The sequence below is a fragment of the Paracoccus sp. (in: a-proteobacteria) genome (assembly GCF_046289755.1).
In the GTDB taxonomy this organism is placed as follows: Bacteria; Pseudomonadota; Alphaproteobacteria; order Rhodobacterales; family Rhodobacteraceae; genus Paracoccus.
This window is the reverse complement of the sequence record NZ_JBKBVD010000045.1, coordinates 1-18,359: the sequence shown is the minus strand read 5'-3', so window position 1 is coordinate 18,359 and position 18,359 is coordinate 1. Positions and strand designations below refer to the sequence as shown.

General features: G+C 66.9%; 17 protein-coding genes and 1 pseudogene. 5 read left to right on the top strand and 13 right to left on the bottom strand.

The annotated features are described in order from the left end of the window. Positions 1-176: 176 nt before the first annotated feature. From ACK41U_RS15065 to rplU, 3 genes are all read right to left on the bottom strand, one after another. A complete protein-coding gene (locus tag ACK41U_RS15065; protein ID WP_409681716.1) occupies positions 177-731 on the bottom strand; it encodes a GNAT family N-acetyltransferase in 555 nt (184 codons plus the stop codon). Between the two features lie 134 nt (positions 732-865). Further along, positions 866-1,138 (bottom strand): 50S ribosomal protein L27, encoded by a 273-nt coding sequence (gene rpmA / locus ACK41U_RS15060; RefSeq protein WP_409681714.1) that lies wholly within the window; start codon positions 1,136-1,138, stop codon positions 866-868. 12 nt (positions 1,139-1,150) lie between these two features. Continuing rightward, positions 1,151-1,543: a 50S ribosomal protein L21 gene (rplU, locus tag ACK41U_RS15055; RefSeq protein ID WP_409681747.1), complete on the bottom strand. Its 393-nt coding sequence runs from the start codon at positions 1,541-1,543 to the stop codon at positions 1,151-1,153. A gap of 277 nt (positions 1,544-1,820) precedes the next feature. Between rplU and ACK41U_RS15050 the strand changes: the two genes are divergently transcribed. Next, positions 1,821-2,792 (top strand): putative zinc-binding metallopeptidase, encoded by a 972-nt coding sequence (locus ACK41U_RS15050; RefSeq protein ID WP_409681712.1) that lies wholly within the window; start codon positions 1,821-1,823, stop codon positions 2,790-2,792. A gap of 10 nt (positions 2,793-2,802) precedes the next feature. Here ACK41U_RS15050 and ACK41U_RS15045 read toward each other — a convergent pair whose 3' ends face one another. Beyond that, complete coding sequence (locus ACK41U_RS15045; protein WP_409681710.1) at positions 2,803-4,611, bottom strand: ABC-F family ATP-binding cassette domain-containing protein; 1,809 nt, start codon at positions 4,609-4,611, stop codon at positions 2,803-2,805. A 127-nt stretch (positions 4,612-4,738) separates the two neighbouring features. On the opposite strand from ACK41U_RS15045, the gene ACK41U_RS15040 reads away from it, so the two are divergent. Both ACK41U_RS15040 and ACK41U_RS15035 read left to right on the top strand, forming a co-directional pair. Next, positions 4,739-5,737, top strand: coding sequence for a Fe(3+) ABC transporter substrate-binding protein (locus tag ACK41U_RS15040; protein ID WP_409681708.1), 999 nt, complete (start codon positions 4,739-4,741; stop codon positions 5,735-5,737). Positions 5,738-5,880: 143 nt separating this feature from the next. Then, entirely contained in the window at positions 5,881-6,819 is a 939-nt protein-coding gene (locus tag ACK41U_RS15035; protein WP_409681706.1) for a nucleoside hydrolase, read from the top strand. Between the two features lie 147 nt (positions 6,820-6,966). Here the strand turns inward: ACK41U_RS15035 and ACK41U_RS15030 are convergent. The 9 genes and pseudogenes from ACK41U_RS15030 to pyrH all read right to left on the bottom strand — a co-directional run. After that, positions 6,967-7,401, bottom strand: a pseudogene (locus ACK41U_RS15030) (OmpH family outer membrane protein); the annotation flags it as partial. Positions 7,402-7,491: 90 nt separating this feature from the next. Next, a complete protein-coding gene (gene bamA / locus ACK41U_RS15025; protein WP_409681704.1) occupies positions 7,492-9,792 on the bottom strand; it encodes an outer membrane protein assembly factor BamA in 2,301 nt (766 codons plus the stop codon). 96 nt (positions 9,793-9,888) lie between these two features. Next, the gene (gene rseP, locus ACK41U_RS15020) at positions 9,889-11,220 is read right to left on the bottom strand and encodes an RIP metalloprotease RseP (RefSeq protein WP_409681702.1); all 1,332 of its coding nucleotides are present in this window, start codon (positions 11,218-11,220) and stop codon (positions 9,889-9,891) included. Continuing rightward, positions 11,217-12,374, bottom strand: coding sequence for a 1-deoxy-D-xylulose-5-phosphate reductoisomerase (dxr, locus tag ACK41U_RS15015; RefSeq protein WP_409681701.1), 1,158 nt, complete (start codon positions 12,372-12,374; stop codon positions 11,217-11,219). Before dxr ends, rseP begins: the two co-directional genes overlap by 4 nt. Before the next feature lie 3 nt (positions 12,375-12,377). Further along, a complete protein-coding gene (locus tag ACK41U_RS15010; protein ID WP_409681699.1) occupies positions 12,378-13,226 on the bottom strand; it encodes a phosphatidate cytidylyltransferase in 849 nt (282 codons plus the stop codon). Further along, complete coding sequence (uppS, locus tag ACK41U_RS15005; protein ID WP_409681697.1) at positions 13,223-13,954, bottom strand: polyprenyl diphosphate synthase; 732 nt, start codon at positions 13,952-13,954, stop codon at positions 13,223-13,225. Before uppS ends, ACK41U_RS15010 begins: the two co-directional genes overlap by 4 nt. Before the next feature lie 7 nt (positions 13,955-13,961). Beyond that, positions 13,962-14,525, bottom strand: coding sequence for a ribosome recycling factor (frr, locus tag ACK41U_RS15000; RefSeq protein ID WP_409681695.1), 564 nt, complete (start codon positions 14,523-14,525; stop codon positions 13,962-13,964). Positions 14,526-14,618: 93 nt separating this feature from the next. After that, complete coding sequence (locus ACK41U_RS14995) at positions 14,619-15,428, bottom strand: ion transporter (RefSeq protein ID WP_409681693.1); 810 nt, start codon at positions 15,426-15,428, stop codon at positions 14,619-14,621. Positions 15,429-15,438: 10 nt separating this feature from the next. Beyond that, positions 15,439-16,164, bottom strand: a complete 726-nt coding sequence (pyrH, locus tag ACK41U_RS14990; protein ID WP_409681691.1) for a UMP kinase — start codon at positions 16,162-16,164, stop codon at positions 15,439-15,441. A gap of 81 nt (positions 16,165-16,245) precedes the next feature. On the opposite strand from pyrH, the gene miaA reads away from it, so the two are divergent. Further along, positions 16,246-17,157, top strand: a complete 912-nt coding sequence (gene miaA / locus ACK41U_RS14985) for a tRNA (adenosine(37)-N6)-dimethylallyltransferase MiaA (protein ID WP_409681689.1) — start codon at positions 16,246-16,248, stop codon at positions 17,155-17,157. Positions 17,158-17,412: 255 nt separating this feature from the next. Further along, entirely contained in the window at positions 17,413-18,315 is a 903-nt protein-coding gene (locus ACK41U_RS14980) for an AraC family transcriptional regulator (protein ID WP_409681687.1), read from the top strand. Positions 18,316-18,359 lie beyond the last annotated feature (44 nt).

Below are 18,359 nucleotides of genomic sequence, written 5' to 3'. Positions count from 1 at the left end.
GCAATCCCACCCGCCCCCCGAAAAGCGCAGCCACCGGCCTTTGCCTTGGTTCAAATATCCTCAGGGGGTGAATTTGCCGTCAGGGCAAGAGGGGGCGCGAGCGCCCCCTGACCCCGCCAGCGGCCCGGACCCGCAGCCCGGGCCCGCAGCCGGGACATGCAGCCCGGACCCGCAGCTCAGACCATCTTGCGCAGATAGGTCCAGGTCGGCACCCGCGCACCGCGCGCGACCGACCAGCTTTCAGCATCGCCCAGATAGACGAAACCGCAATTCGTCAACACCCGCGCCGAGCCGGGATTGTCCTGAAACGCCTCGGCAAACAGGGTGCGTGAACCATGCGGATTGGCCGCCACCAGCGCGGCCACGGCCTCGGTCGCAAAGCCGGTGTTCCAGAACCCGGCCCCGATCCAGAAACCCAGCTCGGACTGGTCCCCCTCCATCCGGGTCAGCGAGACGATGCCCAGCACCTCGGCCAGCTTCACCTGAGAGCCATCAATGGCCCAGACATCCTCTTGCCGGGCGGCGGACATGGCGCGCGCCACAAACCCTTCCGACGCGCCGGGGGGCAGCGGATGCGGGATCGCCCGCGTCCCTTCGGCCACGCGCCGGTCGGCGGTGTAATGTGCGATCAGCCCGGCATCCGACGGCCGCAACGGGCGCAGCACAAGACGCTCGGTCCCGATCACGGGTTGATCGTTGTCGGCCAGAGCAATGGATTTCAGATCGTCCAAGGCTGTCCCCTCCCTCATGGGTGCAGACATCATCAGTTTCCTCCCCCGGAAACGGTCACAAACCCGTTATGGAAATGACCGGGGGGACCGGCTTTCGCCGATCCCCCCAATAACAGTGAAATGTTACGTTCGGGTTACTCGGCGGCTTCAAGGCTCGCGGGGACCACGGAAATGAAGGTACGACCCTTCAGGCCCTTGCGGAACTCGACATGGCCATCGGTCAGCGCGAACAGGGTGTGATCCTTGCCCATGCCAACGTTCACGCCCGGCCACCAGGTGGTGCCGCGCTGACGCACGATGATATTGCCTGCAATGGCAGCCTGGCCGCCATACAGTTTCACGCCAAGACGGCGGCCCGCGGAATCGCGGCCGTTGCGGGAGGAACCGCCTGCTTTTTTATGTGCCATGGGTCAGTCTCCTTACGCTTCGACGGGCGCTTTTGCGGGTGCGTCGGTGGGGGCTTTGGTGGCCGCGCCGGTGGCAACCTTGACGCCGGTCTTGTCGGCGCCGGTTTCCAGCACGTCGGTCACACGCAGCAGGGTCAGTTGCTGGCGGTGGCCACGGGTGCGCTGCGAGCTGTGCTTGCGGCGGCGTTTGACATAGGTGATCACCTTGTCGGCCTTGATCTGGTCGATCACTTCGGCCTGCACACAGGCGCCTGCGATCAGCGGCGCACCGAGGGTCGAGCCGACCATCAGGATATCGTTGAACTGGACCTTGTCGCCAGCGGCGGCATTCAGCTTTTCAACGCGCAGCACGTCACCCGCCTGCACCTTGTATTGCTTGCCGCCTGTTTTCAGAACCGCGAACATCGCTTCACTTCCTTTGTCTGTCGCGTCCTGCGGCCCCGGCAATGCCGGTGTTCGGGGACAGACCCCGCCTTCGGACAGCGCACCCGTTAACCGGATGTATGAATAAAACACACCGGCCAAGGGCGTGACGCCCGGCCGGGTGCGCCGGATATGACCGAGACAGGCGCACAAGTCAAGAACACCGCGCCGGATTCTTTCTTGCCTGATCGTCGGGCAAAGCGGAACCTGCATGCCGTGCCCCGGCTTGACCTCGGCCACTGACAGGAACCGTCCGACCATGCAACGCTTTTCCTGCCCCCATTGCGGGGGCCGCGTCTATTTCCACAATCTGGACTGCATCTGCGGGCAGCCTCTGACCTACGACCCCGAGACCCGCGACATGGTTCCCGACTCGGTGCCCTGCATCAACCGCGCCTCGATCGCCTGCAACTGGACGGCACGGCCGGGCCGCAGCCTGTGCCGCTCATGTGCCATGTCGCGGGTGATCCCCGATCTTGAGACGGGCGAGAACCGGACGCTGTTCGACCGGGCCGAGCGCGCCAAGCGCTGGGTGCTGGCGAACCTGTCGGAATGGCAGTGGTTCACCTATGCCGATCCGGGGCGCAGGCCGCATTTCCTGATGCTGTCGGAACATCTCGAAGGGCGCACCAAGCAGATCACCATGGGCCATGCGGCGGGTGAAATCACCATCAACATCACCGAGGCCGACGCCCTGATCCGCCTCCAGCGTCAGCGCAAGCTGGGCGAGCAATACCGGTCCATGGTCGGGCATTTCCGCCACGAACTGGCGCATTTCCTGTTCGACCGGCTGGCCGGGGCCGAGGGGTTCCTGCCCGCCTTCCGCGCGATCTTCGGGGATGAGCGCGCAAGCTATGCCGATGCCCTGCAGCGCCACTACAGCGCCCCCCGCGATCCGGGCGAGGAGTTCATCACCCAATACGCCACCGCCCACCCGCATGAGGACTGGGCCGAGACCGTGGCCCATCTGCTGCATCTGGTCGATTTCACCGACAGTTTCGTCAGCGCGGGCCTGTCGATGCCCGGCGTGCCATCCGATTTTCAGCCCTATGCCGAGGACCGCACCGACCTGCTGCTGAGCGTTGCCTCAGAGGTCGCCATCGCGGTCAATGACATCAACCGGGCGCTGGACAATGACGACCTTTACCCATTCGTGCTGACCCCCGCGATCCGGGACAAGATCGCCTTTGCCCATCGCTGGCTGCGCGAGCATGTCTCGCGCGGCGGCTGAGACCGCAGCCTCAGCCCGCCGCACGCTCTTCCAGCGACATCCATTCCTCTTCGGCCTGCGCCAGCGCCTGCTGGCGTTCGGTCAGCGCCTCGGTGGCCTTGCGGAACTTGGCCGGGGCGGTCTGGAACAGTGCCGGGTCCGACAGGAACTGCGACAGCTTGGCGATCTCGGCCTCCAGCCGCTCGATCACACCGGGCAGCGCCTCCAGCCGGTGTTTTTCGGTAAAGCTGAGCCCGCCCGTCGCGGCCTTGGGCTTTTCAGCAGCGACGACGCGTGCGGCCGGGGCGGCGAGCTCGGGTTGATCCTCGGGCTGGCCGCGTTGGGCCTGATAATCGCTCCAGCCACCGGCATAGACGATGGCGCGGCCATCGCCCTCCATCGCGATGGTGGTGTCGGCCACGCGGTCGATGAAATCGCGGTCGTGGCTGACCAGCAGCACGGTGCCGTCATATTCGCCCAGCAGATCCTGCAGCAGGTCCAGCGTTTCCACGTCCAGATCGTTGGTCGGTTCGTCCATGACCAGCAGGTTCGAGGGCCGCGCCATCAGCCGCGCCAGCAGCAGCCGCGCCTTTTCGCCGCCCGACAGGCTGCGCACGGGCGCACGCGCCTGCGCATCGTCGAACAGAAAATCCTTGAGATAGGCCACGACATGCTTGGGCTGGCCCCGCACCATCACCTGATCGGCCCGCCCCGAGACGCGCATGTCCGGGTCGCCGGTCAGCGATTCCCACAGGGTCTGGTCGGGGTTCAGCGCCGCGCGGGCCTGATCGAAGACCGCGATGTCCAGATTGGTGCCCAGTTGCACCGTGCCCTCATCGGGCGCGATCTCTCCGGTCAGCATCCTGATCAACGTGGTCTTGCCCGCGCCATTGGGGCCGACAAAGGCGATGCGGTCGCCGCGCTGGATGCGCAGATCGAAGGGGCGCAGAATGATCTTGTCGCCAAACGCCTTCGAGATGCCGCGCGCCTCGACCACGCGCTTGCCCGAGGTCGTGCCGGCGTCAAAGGCCATCGCGGCGGTGCCCTGACGGCGGATCTGGCTGCTGCGCTCGGCGCGCAGATCGGCCAGCGCGCGCACGCGGCCCTGATTGCGCTTGCGCCGCGCGCTGATGCCCTCGACCGCCCATTTGGCCTCGGCCTTGATCTTGCGGTCCAGCTTGTGGCGGGCGTCATCCTCGGCGGCCCAGGTGGCCTCGCGCCATTCCTCGAAGCCCTCGAAGCCGCGTTCCTGACGGCGCACGGCGCCCCGGTCGATCCACAGCGTGGCCTTGGTCAGGCGGCGCAGAAAGGCGCGGTCGTGGCTGATCAGCACGAACCCGGCGCGGGTCTGGGACAGGTGGTCCTCCAGCCAGCCGATCGCCTCGATGTCCAGGTGGTTCGTCGGCTCGTCCAGCAGCATCAGCTCGGGCGCCTGCGCCAGCAGGCGGGCCAAAGCGGCGCGTCGGCGTTCGCCGCCCGAGGCGGTGGCCACGGGGCGGTCGGGGTCGAATTTCAGCCCCTCGGCGGCCATGTCGACGCGGTAATCCTCGCCCGGTTCCAGCCCGTCGCGGGCAAATTCGCCAAGCGTCTCAAAGCCCGACAGGTCGGGGTCCTGCTCCATATAGCCGGTCGAGACCCCGGCCGAGAGGACGATCTCGCCCCGGTCGGGTTCGATGAACCCGGCCATGACCTTCATCAGGGTCGATTTGCCCGAGCCGTTGCGCCCGACCAGCGCGACGCGGTCGCCCGGCTGGACCACCAGCGAGAGGCCGTCAAAAATGGGATCGCCGCCATAGGTCAGCGAAATCTCGGAGAGTTGCAAAAGAGGTGTGCGTGCCATGCCCGCGCCCTAGCCTGCGGCCCGCCTGCGGTCAATGCGTCGCACACAATGATCGCGCAGGAAGTGGTTGACAGGTTTTATCAGGATATGCGATGCGGTCGGGGCAATTCTGACAAAAGAGGTCAACATGCGTATCCTGACACTCGCCGCACTCATGGGTGCCACCGCCCTGCCCGCAGTCGCGCAGGAGGTGAATGTCTATTCGCACCGCCAGCCCGAACTGATTCAGCCGCTGTTTGACGCGTTCACCGCCGAGACCGGCATCACGGTGAATTCGGCCTTTGTCGACAAAGGCATGGTCGAGCGGCTTCAGGCAGAGGGCGCCCGCTCGCCCGCCGATCTGGTGCTGACGGTCGATGTCGCGCGTCTGGGCGAGGTCAAGGATGCGGGCGTGCTGCAAGCGGTCGAGGACGAGGCGCTGAACGTGATCCCCGAGGCGCTGCGCGATGCGGAAAACGAATGGTTCGCCCTGACCACCCGCGCCCGGATCATCTATGCGCATTCCGAACGCGTGGCCGATGGTGAGGTGACCACCTACGAGGACCTGGCCGATCCGAAATGGCAGGGCCGCATCTGCACCCGCAGCTTTACCAATGATTACAACGTGGCGCTGACCGCCGCCTATCTGGCCCATCACGGCGAAGAGGCCACGGTCGCCTGGCTGGAAGGCGTCAAGGGCAATCTGGCGCGCAAACCCGAAGGCGGCGACCGCGATCAGGTCAAGGCGATCTGGGCGGGCGAATGCGACATCAGCCTGGGCAACACCTATTACATGGGCGCGATGCAGAACGATCCCGAGCAGAAGGAATGGGCGGATTCGGTCCGCATCCTGTTCCCGACCTTCGAGAATGGCGGCACGCATGTGAACGTCTCGGGCATGGCGCTGACTGCCGCTTCGCCCAACCGTGACGCCGCGCTGCAGCTGATGGAGTTTCTGGTCAGCGACGAGGCGCAGGGCATCTATGCCGAGGTGAACCACGAATTCCCGGTGAAAGAGGGCGTGGCGCCGTCGGATCTGGTCGCCGGCTGGGGCGCGTTCACCGCCGACGATCTGGGGCTGACCGAGATTTCGGCCCTGCGTCCGCGCGCGCTGGATCTGATCGAGCAGGTGAATTTCGACGGCTGATCGCGGCCACCGCTGCTGGAGCCAGTGGGGGGCCAGCCCCCCACACCCCCCGGGATATTTAGGTGAAGAAGAAGAGGCGTAAGCAGGGGCTTGCGCCTTTTTGCATGCTGGCGCAGGTTTCCCCCGACACAGGAGAGACGAGCATGGCGCAAAAGATCATCATCGACACCGACCCCGGACAGGACGACGCCGTGGCCATTCTGCTGGCGCTGGCCTCGCCCGAGATCGAGCTGCTGGGGGTGGTCGCGGTGGCCGGAAATGTGCCGCTTGCGCTGACGCAGGTGAATGCGCGCAAGGTGCTGGAACTGGCCGGGCGGGTGGATATTCCGGTCTTTGCGGGCTGCGATGCGCCGTTGTCGCGGCCACTGGTCACCGCCGAGCATGTGCATGGCAAGACCGGGCTGGACGGGATCGACCTGCCCGCGCCCCGGATGCCGCTGCAGGATCAGCACGGCGTCGATTTCATCATCGAGACCTTGCGGCGCGAGCCTGCGGGCAGCGTGACGCTGGTGCCGGTCGGGCCGCTGACCAATATCGCCGAGGCGTTCCGGCGGGCGCCCGACATCGTGGCGCGGGTGCAGCAGATCGTGCTGATGGGCGGGGCCTATTTCGAGGTGGGCAACATCACCCCCGCCGCCGAGTTCAACATCTATGTCGATCCCGAAGCCGCCGCCGAAGTGTTCGGCGCCGGGGCGCCGCTGGTGGTGCTGCCGCTGGATGCCACACATGAGGCGCTGACCTCGCGCGATTGGGTGGGCGCGATGCGGGCGCTGCCCGGTCGATGCGGTCCTGCCGTGGCCAGCTGGACCGATTTCTTCGAGCGCTATGATCGCGAGAAATACGGCAGTGAGGGCGCGCCGCTGCATGATCCCTGCACCATCGCCTGGCTGATCCGGCCCGATCTGTTCGAGGGCCGCCGGATCAATGTCGAGATCGAGACCGAGGGGCGCTGGACCACCGGCATGACCGTGGCCGACTGGTGGCAGGTCACCGGACGCGCGCCCAATGCGCTGTTCATCCGCAGTCTGGATCGTGACGGGCTGTTTGCGCTGCTGTCCGAGCGGATCGCGGGGCGGCCCTGAGGGGGGCGCGCGTGAGGGTGCCGGCTGATCGGGCAGCGGCACCGCCCCTTTGCCATCGCCGATCTGGTCATCGACGATACCGATCAGCGGTTCGGTGATGTCGATCCCCTCCAGCGACAAAAGGATGGTCCGGTGGTCCAGCACCACGACCGCGCCGCGTTCTGCCATCAGATTGCCGATCAGGGGCCGCGCGGCGCGGAAAAATGCGGCACGGTCGGCATCGGCCCAGCCATTCAGTGTCTGTACGGCCTGCGCGCGTTCGCGCCGCACTTCGGTGGCGCGGATGTCGAAATTCTCGGCCAGACGGCGAAACTCGGCGGGGTCCAGATCCCCCCGGCGGTCGGTCAGATCCGCCTCTTCCGATGACAGAAGCTGGGTCAGGCGTTCATTCTCGGCGGCGATCAGGTTGCCCTCGGCCTCGAGCTGCGCCTCGGCACGCTGTCCCCAGGCCGATTCCAGGTAGAGCCGGTTCTGGTCGATGGTCAGCACGGCCGAGACTGCAACGGCGGCCTCTTCACCTGGCAGCGGGATGACGCGCGTGGGCGCCTCGGCAGGGGCGGCCAGATCGGCCGCGCCCGGCATTTCAGGGCTCAGCGCATCCTGCTGGGCCGTCGCGGGACAGGCCAGCAGGACCGTCACGGCGAGGGCCCGGAAAAAATGCGCGCCCATGGATCAGAACTGGGTCTGGATGGTCAGGTCAAAGTTCTGGGTGCGGTCCTGATCTTCCTTGCGCAGCGCCTTGGAAAAGTTGAAGCGCAGCGGCCCGATCGGGGTCGTCCAGAAGATCGAGGCCCCGACCGAGGCGCGGACATACATCTTGTCATCGACCAGCGCGCCCCCCGTCCCCGTCACATTGTCCAGCCCCCAGAGCGAGCCGACATCCGCAAACAGACCGCCGGTGATGCCATATTCCTCGGGCAGGCCGATGGGAAACTGTGCCTCGCCGCGGGCCGCCCAGAAATAGTTGCCGCCAAGCGCATCCTCGTTGGTCGCGGCCATGTCGCGGGGACCAAAGCCGTTCGGCTCGAACCCGCGGACGCGGTTGCCGCTGCGGAAGCGGTCCAGAATCCAGGGGGTGTAATCGCTGTAGCCCGCGATCGCCCCGGCCTCGATCTCACCGCGCAGGGTGATCTCTTCGCGCCATGCGTTGCTTTCGACCCCCGCCAGAACGGTGGTGGTGACCGCCTTGGTGTCGCCGCCCACCCCCGAGATGTCCTGTGAAAAGCGCAGGCGGTACGAGGTCAACGGGTCCAGCCCGGTGCGGCGCGAATCCCAGTTATAGGTGTAGCCCAGAGCCGAGGTGACGCGGCTGCCCTCTTCGCCCCGCAGGATGACCGAGCTGTCCTCGTTCACATTGCGCAGCGTTTCCTTGGAGATGCGATAGCGCAGTTCCAGCCGCCCGTTCTGCGAGACGGGAAACTCGATCGAGGGGCGCAGGCCCACCGTGCGCGTGTCGTAATCCGAATTCAGGCTTTCGGTTTCGTTATAGTTCGCGCTGATCCCGAAGCGCAGATTGCGGCCCAGAAAGAACGGCTCGGAAAAGCTGAGCGTCGCCGCGCGGTCGCCGCTGGCCGTCGAGATCTGGACGCCGACCGACTGGCCGCGCCCCAGAAAGTTCTGCTCGTTGAGGCTGGCATTCAGGCCGACGCCGGAATTGACGCCATAGGACGCGCCGAAGGACAGCGAGCCGGTCGGCTGTTCCTCGACATTGACGCCGACGATCACCTGATCGGGGGCGCTGCCCTGCCGGGTTTCGACCTGCGCATCGCCGAAATAGCCAAGCGCGCGGACGCGTTCGGCCGAGTTGCGGATTTCGCGCGGGTTGAACGGGTCGCCCTCGACGGTCGAGAACTGACGGCGGATCACCTCGTCCAGCGTCGTGGTGTTGCCCTCGATGTCGATACGCTCGACAAAGATGCGCTGGCCACGGGTCAGCGCAAAGGTCAGGTCCAGCGTCTGGTTCTGGGCGTTGCGGGTGACGCGCGGCTCGATATTGACAAAGTTCAGGCCCTGCTGGATCGCAATCGTCTCCATCCGGCGGATGGTGTTGTCGATGGCGGCGGGGTTATAGACCTCGCCCCGGCGCACCCGGTTCTGCGCCGCGAATGCAGACGCGTCCACGCCCGGAATCTCTGAAATGGTATCGACCCGGCCAAAGCGATAGCGCGGGCCTTCCTGAATGTTGAAGGTGATGAAGAACGCATCGCGTTCACGCGCGATTTCCGGTGCGATGGCCTGCACCCGGAAATCGGCATAGCCGCGCGAGCGGTAGAAATCGGTCAGCAGCTGTTCGTCCAGCGGAATCCGCTCGGGCGCGAAGGTGTCGCGGCGGATGAAGGTGCGCAGCAGGCCCGCCTGCTTGGTCTGCAGCACGTTGCGCAGCCGGCGGTCGGAAAAGGCGCGGTTGCCGGTAAAGCTGATCCGCTCGATCTCGGTCACATTGCCTTCGCGGATCTCGAAGACCAGATCGACGCGGTTGTCGCTGCGGCGGATGATGCGCGGATCGACGCGGGCGGCCAGACGGCCCTCGGCGGCATAGATCTCGGCGATGGCCTGCGCGTCCTGAATGGCGCGCGAGGGCTGATAGATGCGGCGCGGCTGGCTTTGCACGATCTCGGACAGGCGGTCATTGTTCAGGCGGCGGTTGCCCTCAAAGCTGATGCGGCTGATCGTGGGATATTCGCGCACGCGCACCACCAGCATGCCGCCCTGCGGGATGATCTCGACCGTCTCGAACAGGCCCGCGTTCTGCAGGCGCTGCAGCCCGTCATTGATCTCGCCGGGGCTGAGGCTGGCGCCTGCGGGCAGGTTCATCAGCGACAGGATCGCGCCATCCTCGACCCGCTGGTTGCCCTCGATCCGGACCTGGCTGAAGGCCTGTGCGGCGACGGGCATCGGCGCCATCCCCGCCGGTGCCGCAATCGCCAGGGCCGTCATCAGCGCCACCGCGCCCTTGCCCAGTTTCCGTGTCATGGCTGCCCCTCTTTGTTTCGACGATCGCCCGCGGGGGGCGTTCTTTTTCCTGTTCTCTAGCGCCAACCGGCAGTGCCTGTCAAAAGCGCATGCAGGTCAGGGGCAGAAAAGGTCGTTGGTCAGGCCGAAAATCATCAGTGACAGCACCGCAAACAGGCCGATCGAGGTCAGGATGTTCAGCACCTTGTCCGAGGGCGGGCGGCCCGTCACGGCCTCGTAGAGGTAAAACATCAGATGCCCGCCATCCAGAACCGGGATCGGCAGCAGGTTCAGAAAACCGATGGCCGCCGACAGGACCGCGATCCACCACAGGAAATTCGCGCCCCCCGCGCTGGCCGCCTGCCCGGTGCTTTCGGCGATGCTGATCGCGCCGCCCAGATTGCAGGTGCCGATCTGGCCCGAGATCATCGCCCAGAGCCCGGTCAGCGACGAGGCGATGATGTTCCAGGTCTGCCGCGCGCCCAGGACCAGCGCCTCGATGGGCCCGGCGCGGCGGGTTTCGGGGGTGAAATAGCTTTCGCCGCCGGTCACGCCGATCAGCCAGCGCTGCTCGAACCCGCCGCCTGCGGCTGGCAGGTCCGACAGTTTCGGGCGCAGGGTCACGTCGCGTTCCTCCGCGCCGGGGCGCCAGACGCGCAGGTCCAGCGGCGCGCCCTCTGCCGCCCCGACCGCGTCGCGCAGATCGTTGAAGCGGGCGACCGGATCGCCGTCGATGGCCAGGATGACATCGCCCGCGCGCAGCCCCGCCTCGGCGGCCGCACTGCGCGGCGCCACACCCGAGATGCGGGCGGGCATCGGGTCGGGGCCTTGCACGGTCAGGCGGCGACCGTCGCGCTCCACCGTCCAGTCCTGCACCGGCTGATCGGGCAGCGCCTCGGATGCGCGGCCCAGATCGGCCCAGCTTTCCACCGGCTGCCCGCCCACCGCCAGCACCAGATCGCCCGGCAGCAGCTGATTGGTGACCGAGGGCGGCGCCTCGCTGATCGCGCCCACGCGCACATCGGGCTGGGCCACGCCCTGCACCACGGCAAAGCCGCCAAAGATCACGATGGACAGCACGAAATTGAACACCGGCCCCGCCAGCAGCGTCGCGAAACGCGCCCAGAGCGGTGCGCCCTGCAGCGTCTGCCGCCGCAATGCCGGATCGACCGCCCGGCCCGGCCCGGCGCTGGCCGCATTGTCGTCGCCCATAAAGCGCACATAGCCACCAAGCGGGATCGCCGCGAGTTGCCAGACCGTGCCGCGCCGGTCGGTCCGGGCGGCCAGACGCGGGCCGAAGCCGACGCTGAACACCTCGGCCCGGATGCCCGACCAGCGGCCCACGATATAGTGGCCGTATTCATGCACCGTCACGATCACCGCCAGCGCCAGCACAAAGGCCGCCAGCGTCCACAACGTATCCAGGGTGCCCATCAGAAGGTCGGTCATGCGGCTGTCCTTGCGCGTGCGAGTGTGTCCCAGTGGTGAACGGCGTCCAGATCGCCCGGATCGCAGCCAAAGCCCGCCTCGCCCGCCAACCCCGTCAGGGTCGCCTCGACGCGTGGGGCCATGTCGGTAAAGCGGATGCGGCCCGCGATGAAATCGTCCAGCGCCTGTTCCTTGGCCGCGTTGAAGACCGCGCCCGCAGCACCCCCCGCCGCCATCACCTCGCGCGCAAGGCGCAGGGCGGGCCAGCGGGTCTCATCCGGGGCGCGGAAGGTCAGGCGGCCAAGGGCTGCCAGATCCAGCGCGGGCACCGGCAGCGCCGCGCGGGTCGGCCAGTGCAGCGCATAGCCGATGGCGTGGCGCATATCGGGCGCACCCAGATGCGCGATGGTGCCGCCGTCATGGTGGGTGACCATGGCGTGAATGATTGATTCCGGGTGGACCAGCACCTTGATGCGATCCGCGCCGAGGCCGAAAAACTCTTTGGCTTCTATGACTTCCATCGCCTTGTTGAACATCGAGGCGCTGTCGATGGTGATCCGCTGCCCCATCGCCCAGTTGGGATGGGTCGAGGCCTGCGCGACGGTCGCCGCCGCCAGCCGCTCCAGCGGCCAGTCGCGGAAGGCGCCGCCCGATGCGGTGATGGTCACATCCTTGACGCTGTCGAGCGTTTCCGAACCAAGCGCCTGAAAAATAGCGGAATGTTCGCTGTCGACCGGCAGGATCGTCGCCCCCGCGCGCGCAGCCGACCCGCGCAGCAATGCCCCCGCGCAGACCAGCGACTCCTTGTTGGCCAGCGCCAGAACGCCGCCCTGCGCCAGTGCCGTCAGCCCCGGCGCCAGCCCCGCCGCGCCGACAATCGCCGACAGCACCCAATCGGCAGGCCGGGCCGCCGCCTCGATCAGCGCGGCGTGGCCGGCCGCCGCCTCGATGCCGCTGCCCGCCAGTGCTGTGCGCAGATCCTCCAGCAGATCCTCATGCGCGGTGACCGCGATCCCGGCCCGCAATTCGCGCGCCTGCGCGGCCAGACGCGCGATATTGCGGCCGCCGGTCAGGGCCACGACCTCATAGGCCCCGGCCCCGCCCGCATGGCGGATCAGGTCCACGCCGCCAACCCCGACCGAGCCGGTCGCGCCAAAGATCGAAATGCGTCTCATGGGTCAGTTCACCGCGGGCAGGCTGGTCAGAAGCCCGATCAGCATGGTGGCCAGCACGGCGCCCGTCACTGCGTCAAAACGATCCATGAAACCGCCATGGCCGGGGATCAGGTTCGAGCTGTCCTTGACCCCTGCCCGCCGCTTCAGCCCGCTTTCGGCAATATCGCCCATCTGCCCGGCAAGGCAGACCAGCGGCGAGACCCAGATCAGCGAGGCATCGCCGTGGCCCGTGGCCCAGATGGCAAGACCCAGCAGCGCCGCACCGACCCAGCCCGCCACCGTGCCCGACCATGTTTTCTTGGGGCTGAGCGAGGGCCAGAATTTCGGCCCTCCCATCACGCGCCCGACGAAATACCCCGCCGTGTCCGAGATGATGATGACGCCCATCAGCCACAGCACAAAGGGCAGTCCGTAAGCCTCGCGGAAGCCCACCAGCCCGTAAGCCACCAGCAGGATGGCCGCGCCGAACAGCACATAGGTCAGCCGGTCACGGCGCGCAGCCCCCGGCACGCCCGCGATCAGCGGCACGGCCAGCGCCAGCCAGATCAGCGGATGCGCCTCGGTCAGGGCCACCGCCTGCGCCACGCCCGCCAGCGCCGCCAGCGCCACCGGACGACTGCGCCCGAAGACGGTGACATGCCGCGCCGGACGCCGCCAGCCGGTCATCGCCGCCAGCTCCCAGAAGGTAATCGCGGAAATCAGCGCCATGCCCAGCCGCAGCCAGACACCCTCGGCCACCGCCAGCAGCACCCCGATGCCCAGCAGCACCAGCGTCGAGGCGATCCGCCGCGACAGGTCTGCCCATTTACCCGACCCAGCAGGCTGACCCGGTGGTGGTGCCCCTGCCCTCATGCGCCGCCGAAGCGCCGGTCGCGCAGGCCGAAACGGTCGAGGATCTCTCCCAGATGGTCGGGCGTGAAATCAGGCCACAGAACCGGCGTGAATTCATATTCGGAATAGGCCGCCTGCCAGGGCAGGAAGTTCGACACCCGGGTCTCGCCCGAGGTACGGATCACCAGATCGGGGTCGGGGGTGCCGGCCGTGTCCATGCAGGCCGACAGATCCGCCTCGGTCGGGGCGGCGACCTCGCCGCTGGCGATCAGCTGCGCCAGCCGGGCCGAGGCGCGCACGATCTCGTCGCGGCCGCCGTAATTGATCGCCACGGTCAGATTGAGCCGGGTATTGCCCGCCGTCCGCGCCTCGATCGAGGCCATGAGCTGTTGCAGCTTCGGGTCCAGCCGGTCGCGCCCGCCGATAAAGCGCAGGCGCACTCCCTCGACCGACAGGCTCTCGGCCTCGCGCTCGATATAGCGGCGGAAGATCTTCATCAGACCCAGCACCTCTTCGGTCGAGCGCTTCCAGTTCTCGGTCGAGAAGGCGTAGATGGTCAGCCAGTCGACGCCCAGTTCAGGGCAGGCGCGGACGATCTGTTTGACACGTTCGGCGCCGCGCCGGTGGCCGACCAGACGCGGCCAGCCGCGTTGGGTGGCCCAACGGCCGTTGCCATCCATGATGATGGCGACATGGCGGGGCTGGGACGCCCCGTCAGATACCGCCGCTGCGCCCTTGGCCACTGCCATGACCAGCCTAGACCTGCATGATTTCGGCCTGCTTGGCCGTCAGCGCCTCATCCACCGCCGCAATCATGCGGTCGGTCAGCGACTGGATCTCGGTCTCGTACAGCTTCTGGTCATCCTCGGGCATGCCGCTCGCCTTGCCCTTCTTGACCTGATCCATGCCGTCGCGGCGCACGTTGCGGATCGAGACGCGGGCGCTTTCGGCATATTGGGCCGCGACCTTGGTCAGCTCGCGGCGGCGTTCCTCGTTCAGCTCGGGGATGGGCAGCATGATGATGGTGCCGTTCAGCTGCGGATTGATCCCCAGCCCGCTTTCGCGCAGGGCCTTTTCGACCTTGCCGACCATCGCCTTGTCCCAGATGTTGATTGTGACCATGCGCGGCTCGGGGACGTTGACGGTGCCCAGCTGGTTGATCGGCGTCATCTGGCCGTAAGCATCCACCTGCACCGGGTCGATCATCGAGGCCGAGGCCCGGCCCGTGCGCAGGCTGGAGAATTCGCCGCGCAGACTGTCCATCGCGCCCTTCATCCGCCGTTCCAGATCGTCGATATCAATATCTATGTCCTCAGCCATACCGGACCGCCTCTGTATTGAATTTTTCCCGCTTGTAACCACATTACCGAAGGTTGGCAAAGCCTTTGCCCCGGTTTTCGGCAAGCCTCCGCCCTAGCGGCGGGCCTGCACCTGAAGCCCTGCGCCCGCGCCCTCTTTCGGCGGCAGACGTGCCTCGATTTCTGCCAGTCTGGCAAGAACCTCATCACGATACGCCTCGGTCGCGGCATTGCCTTCTTCCTGATGCGCCTCCTGCATCGAATTCACGATGAGACCGACGACAAGGTTCATCACCGCGAAGGTGGTGACCAGAATGAAGGGCACAAAGAACAGCCAGGCCTGCGGATAGACCTCCATCACCGGGCGCACGATGCCCATGGACCAGCTTTCCAGCGTCATGATCTGGAACAGCGAATAGGCCGAATTTCCCAGATCGCCGAACCAGTCGGGAAAGCTGCCTGCAAACAGCTTGGTCGCCATGACCGCGAAGATGTAGAAGATGATCCCCATCAGCAGGAAGACGCTGGCCATGCCGGGCAGCGCGGACAGGAACCCCTCGACCACCCGGCGCAGGCGGGGCGTGACCGAGACGATCCGCAACAGCCGCAGGATGCGCAGCGCGCGCAGCACCGACAGCCCCTGCGTCGCAGGCATCAGCGCAACGCCGACAATGGCAAAGTCGAACACGTTCCAGCCGTCGCGGAAGAACCGCAGCCTGCGGGCATAGAGTTTCAGGCCGATCTCGATGACAAAGATCGTCAGGCACAGCCGGTCCAGTGCAAGGATCAGCCCGCCCGCCCGCGCCATCAGCGTCTGCGAGGTCTCCAGCCCCAGAATCATGGCGTTGAACAGGATGACGCCGGTGATGAAGATCTGGGCCGAGCGGCCATGGATCAGGTGGTCGACGCGTGCGCGCATGGACATCGGGATGTTCTCAGTTGTGGACACGGGTATAGGTGCCCCGGCCTTCCAGAATGCTGCGGAACCCGCCGGGTGCGTCCAGCGAGAACACGATGATCGGCAGGCGGTTGTCGCGCGCCAGCGCAATGGCCGAGGCGTCCATCACGCCCAGATGCTTTTGCAGCGCCTCGTCATAGGTGACGGTGTCATAGCGTTTCGCATCCGCATGTTTGAACGGGTCCTTGTCATAGACGCCGTCCACCTTGGTCCCCTTGAAGATCGCCTCGCAGTTCATCTCGGACGCGCGCAGGGTCGCGGCGGTGTCGGTGGTGAAATAGGGGTTCCCGGTGCCCGCCGCAAAGATCACGATGCGCTTTTTCTCCAGATGGCGGATCGCGCGGCGGCGGATATAGGGCTCGCAGACCTCGTCCATGCGGATCGCGCTGATGACGCGGCAATGCAGGCCCTTGGTTTCCAGCGCCGATTGCATCGCCAGCGCGTTCATCACCGTGGCCAGCATGCCCATGTAATCGGCGGTCGTGCGCTCCATCCCCTGCGCGCTGCCCTGCAGCCCGCGAAAGATATTGCCGCCGCCGATGACCATGCAGACCTCGACGCCCATGGCCTGAACCGATTCGACCTCATTGGCGATGCGGCTGACGGTGGGCGGGTGCAGCCCGTAGCCCTGATCGCCCATCAATGCCTCGCCCGAGATCTTCAGCATCACGCGGCCATAGTGCTTGGGGGTCTCGGTGGTCATCTGGGGCTCCTGTCGCCGGTCGCTTTCATCGCGCCGCTAAATGTCGCAAAAGGACCGCAGGTTCAACTGCCCGGATCACCCATGCCTGCGCCCTACCTGTCAGAAATCGACGCCTCGCGCCACCTGCTGATTGCCGGGCCGACCGCCAGCGGCAAATCGGCGCTGGCGATGGCCGTGGCGCAGGCACAGGGCGGCGTGGTGGTCAATGCCGATGCATTGCAGGTCTGGTCCTGCTGGCGGCTGCTGACCGCGCGCCCGTCTGCGGACGACGAGGCGCTGGTGCCGCATGCGCTTTATGGTCATGTCGCACCGGGGCGCAGCTATTCGGTGGGCGACTGGCTGCGCGATCTGGCCGGGCTGACGGACCGGCGGCTGATCATCGTGGGCGGCACCGGCCTGTACCTGACGGCGCTGACGCGGGGGCTGGCACGGATCCCGGCCACGCCGCCCGAGCTGCGCGCCCGCGCCGATGCGATCCTGCGCGGACCGGACGGGCTGGCCGCGCTGCTGGCCGGGCTGGACGGGCGCACGGCGGCGGGCATCGACTGCCGCAACCCGGCCCGCGTCCAGCGCGCATGGGAGGTGCTGCAGGCGACCGGGCGCGGCCTTGCCGACTGGCAGGACGAGACCCCGCCGCCGCTGATCGCGCCTGAGGCCTGCCAGCGGGTGCTGATCACCTGCGACCGCGACTGGCTGGCCGATCGCATCGCGACGAGATTTCACGCTATGGTTGCATCCGGGGTTCTGGATGAGGTGCGCGGCATGCTGCCGCACTGGGACACAAATCAGCAATGGGCCCGCGCCATCGGCGCCCCCGACCTGATCGCGCATCTGCGGGGGCAGGCCGATCTAAACCAGTCAGTACAGGCCGCAATCATCGCCACGCGGCAATATGCCAAGTCACAACGCATCTGGTTCCGGGGCCGGATGCGCGACTGGCAACCCTGGCACGCCGGGCCCTCGGGCGCATCGCCTTTGCAACCAGAGCGATAATTCGCTGGAACTTTGCCGTCATTCATTGTCTTTTAACCTTTGTCGGCAACAATCCGCCGAATGGTTCTGTGGTGAGGCGGTGATATGTCAGTATCTGGTGGTGGCGACTGGCGTGGCGGATTTCCTTTTTCGGCATCCCGCCTGCGTGATCTGTCGCGCGGACCGTCAGGCAGGCCCGACATCGCCCAGGTCACAGCTGCCGCCATTCCCGATCATGGCCGTGCGCTTGTCCCGGTGCAGCCGAGGGTGGCAGAAATGCCGGCAAGCACAGGGCGGGTCACGGTGCCAGAGGCGTTGCGGGTCCGGGCCGTGCCCGCCTCGCGCCGCTTTGCCCCGCGCCGTGCCAGCCTGCGGTTGCTGCCGCTGGGGGCTTTTGCCTGGGGCAGCGACGGCACACCGCCGCAGCCGCGCACCCGGCCGGACCACACGCTGCTATGGGTGACGCAGGGGGCGCTGTCGGTCGGGTTTCCGCGTCAGAACCATCTGATGCTGGCAGGCGATCTGCGCTATATTCCGGCAGGGACCGCCTTTGCGGCGCTGCCACGGGCAGGAACCGAGGGGCATGTTCTGTTGATCTCGCCCGAGATGGTGGGCGATCTGGACCCGCCGCTGCCGGGGCAGCCGATTTCCGGCGCGGTCTGCGGACAGGCCGGGGCGCTGCTGGTCAATCTGCGCGAACTGGCGGACGAGGCCACGCGCGGCGGCGACCGGCGCGCGCTGGTCTGTCATCTCAGCATGCTGTCGATGCGGCTGGCGCGGCTGGACCCCGAACCCGAGCGTGCCGCCCCGGCGGAGGAGGCCGGCGCCAACCATCCGCTGGTCGAGCGTTTTCTGGGCATCGCCGCGCAGGATCTGGCGCATTGCGGCGCGCTGGCGGATCTGGCGCTGGATCTGGGCACCTCGCTGACCGCGCTGGACCGGGCCTGCCTGGCCGCGCGGGGCCGCCGGGCCATCGAGTTGCTGAATGCCCTCCGGCTGGAGCGGGGGGCAGAACTGCTGCGCAACACCGGCTGGTCAGGCGCCCGGATCGCGCATGAACTGGGCTATTGCAGCCACGCCCATTTCACCCGCGCCTTCGTGGCCGCAACCGGGCGGACGCCGGACATGTTCCGGATGCAGATGAGCCGTAACCGGGGGGCGGGCCGGGGTATTGCCTGACCTGCGGTCAGGCGATGGGGGGGGGGGGGGGGGGGGGCGGCGCC

Excerpts from the sequence above, each read along its gene's own strand:
- pyrH (WP_409681691.1), bottom strand. The coding sequence starts at position 16,164 with ATGACCACCGAGACCCCCAAGCACTATGGCCGCGTGATGCTGAAGATC.
- miaA (WP_409681689.1), top strand. The coding sequence starts at position 16,246 with ATGCCTGCGCCCTACCTGTCAGAAATCGACGCCTCGCGCCACCTGCTG.
- ACK41U_RS15035 (WP_409681706.1), top strand. The coding sequence starts at position 5,881 with ATGGCGCAAAAGATCATCATCGACACCGACCCCGGACAGGACGACGCC.
- ACK41U_RS15045 (WP_409681710.1), bottom strand. The coding sequence starts at position 4,611 with ATGGCACGCACACCTCTTTTGCAACTCTCCGAGATTTCGCTGACCTAT.
- ACK41U_RS15010 (WP_409681699.1), bottom strand. The coding sequence starts at position 13,226 with ATGAGGGCAGGGGCACCACCACCGGGTCAGCCTGCTGGGTCGGGTAAA.
- ACK41U_RS15040 (WP_409681708.1), top strand. The coding sequence starts at position 4,739 with ATGCGTATCCTGACACTCGCCGCACTCATGGGTGCCACCGCCCTGCCC.
- ACK41U_RS15050 (WP_409681712.1), top strand. The coding sequence starts at position 1,821 with ATGCAACGCTTTTCCTGCCCCCATTGCGGGGGCCGCGTCTATTTCCAC.
- ACK41U_RS14980 (WP_409681687.1), top strand. The coding sequence starts at position 17,413 with ATGCCGGCAAGCACAGGGCGGGTCACGGTGCCAGAGGCGTTGCGGGTC.
- ACK41U_RS14995 (WP_409681693.1), bottom strand. The coding sequence starts at position 15,428 with ATGTCCATGCGCGCACGCGTCGACCACCTGATCCATGGCCGCTCGGCC.
- rpmA (WP_409681714.1), bottom strand. The coding sequence starts at position 1,138 with ATGGCACATAAAAAAGCAGGCGGTTCCTCCCGCAACGGCCGCGATTCC.
- dxr (WP_409681701.1), bottom strand. The coding sequence starts at position 12,374 with ATGAGACGCATTTCGATCTTTGGCGCGACCGGCTCGGTCGGGGTTGGC.
- frr (WP_409681695.1), bottom strand. The coding sequence starts at position 14,525 with ATGGCTGAGGACATAGATATTGATATCGACGATCTGGAACGGCGGATG.
- rseP (WP_409681702.1), bottom strand. The coding sequence starts at position 11,220 with ATGACCGACCTTCTGATGGGCACCCTGGATACGTTGTGGACGCTGGCG.
- uppS (WP_409681697.1), bottom strand. The coding sequence starts at position 13,954 with ATGGCAGTGGCCAAGGGCGCAGCGGCGGTATCTGACGGGGCGTCCCAG.
- rplU (WP_409681747.1), bottom strand. The coding sequence starts at position 1,543 with ATGTTCGCGGTTCTGAAAACAGGCGGCAAGCAATACAAGGTGCAGGCG.
- bamA (WP_409681704.1), bottom strand. The coding sequence starts at position 9,792 with ATGACACGGAAACTGGGCAAGGGCGCGGTGGCGCTGATGACGGCCCTG.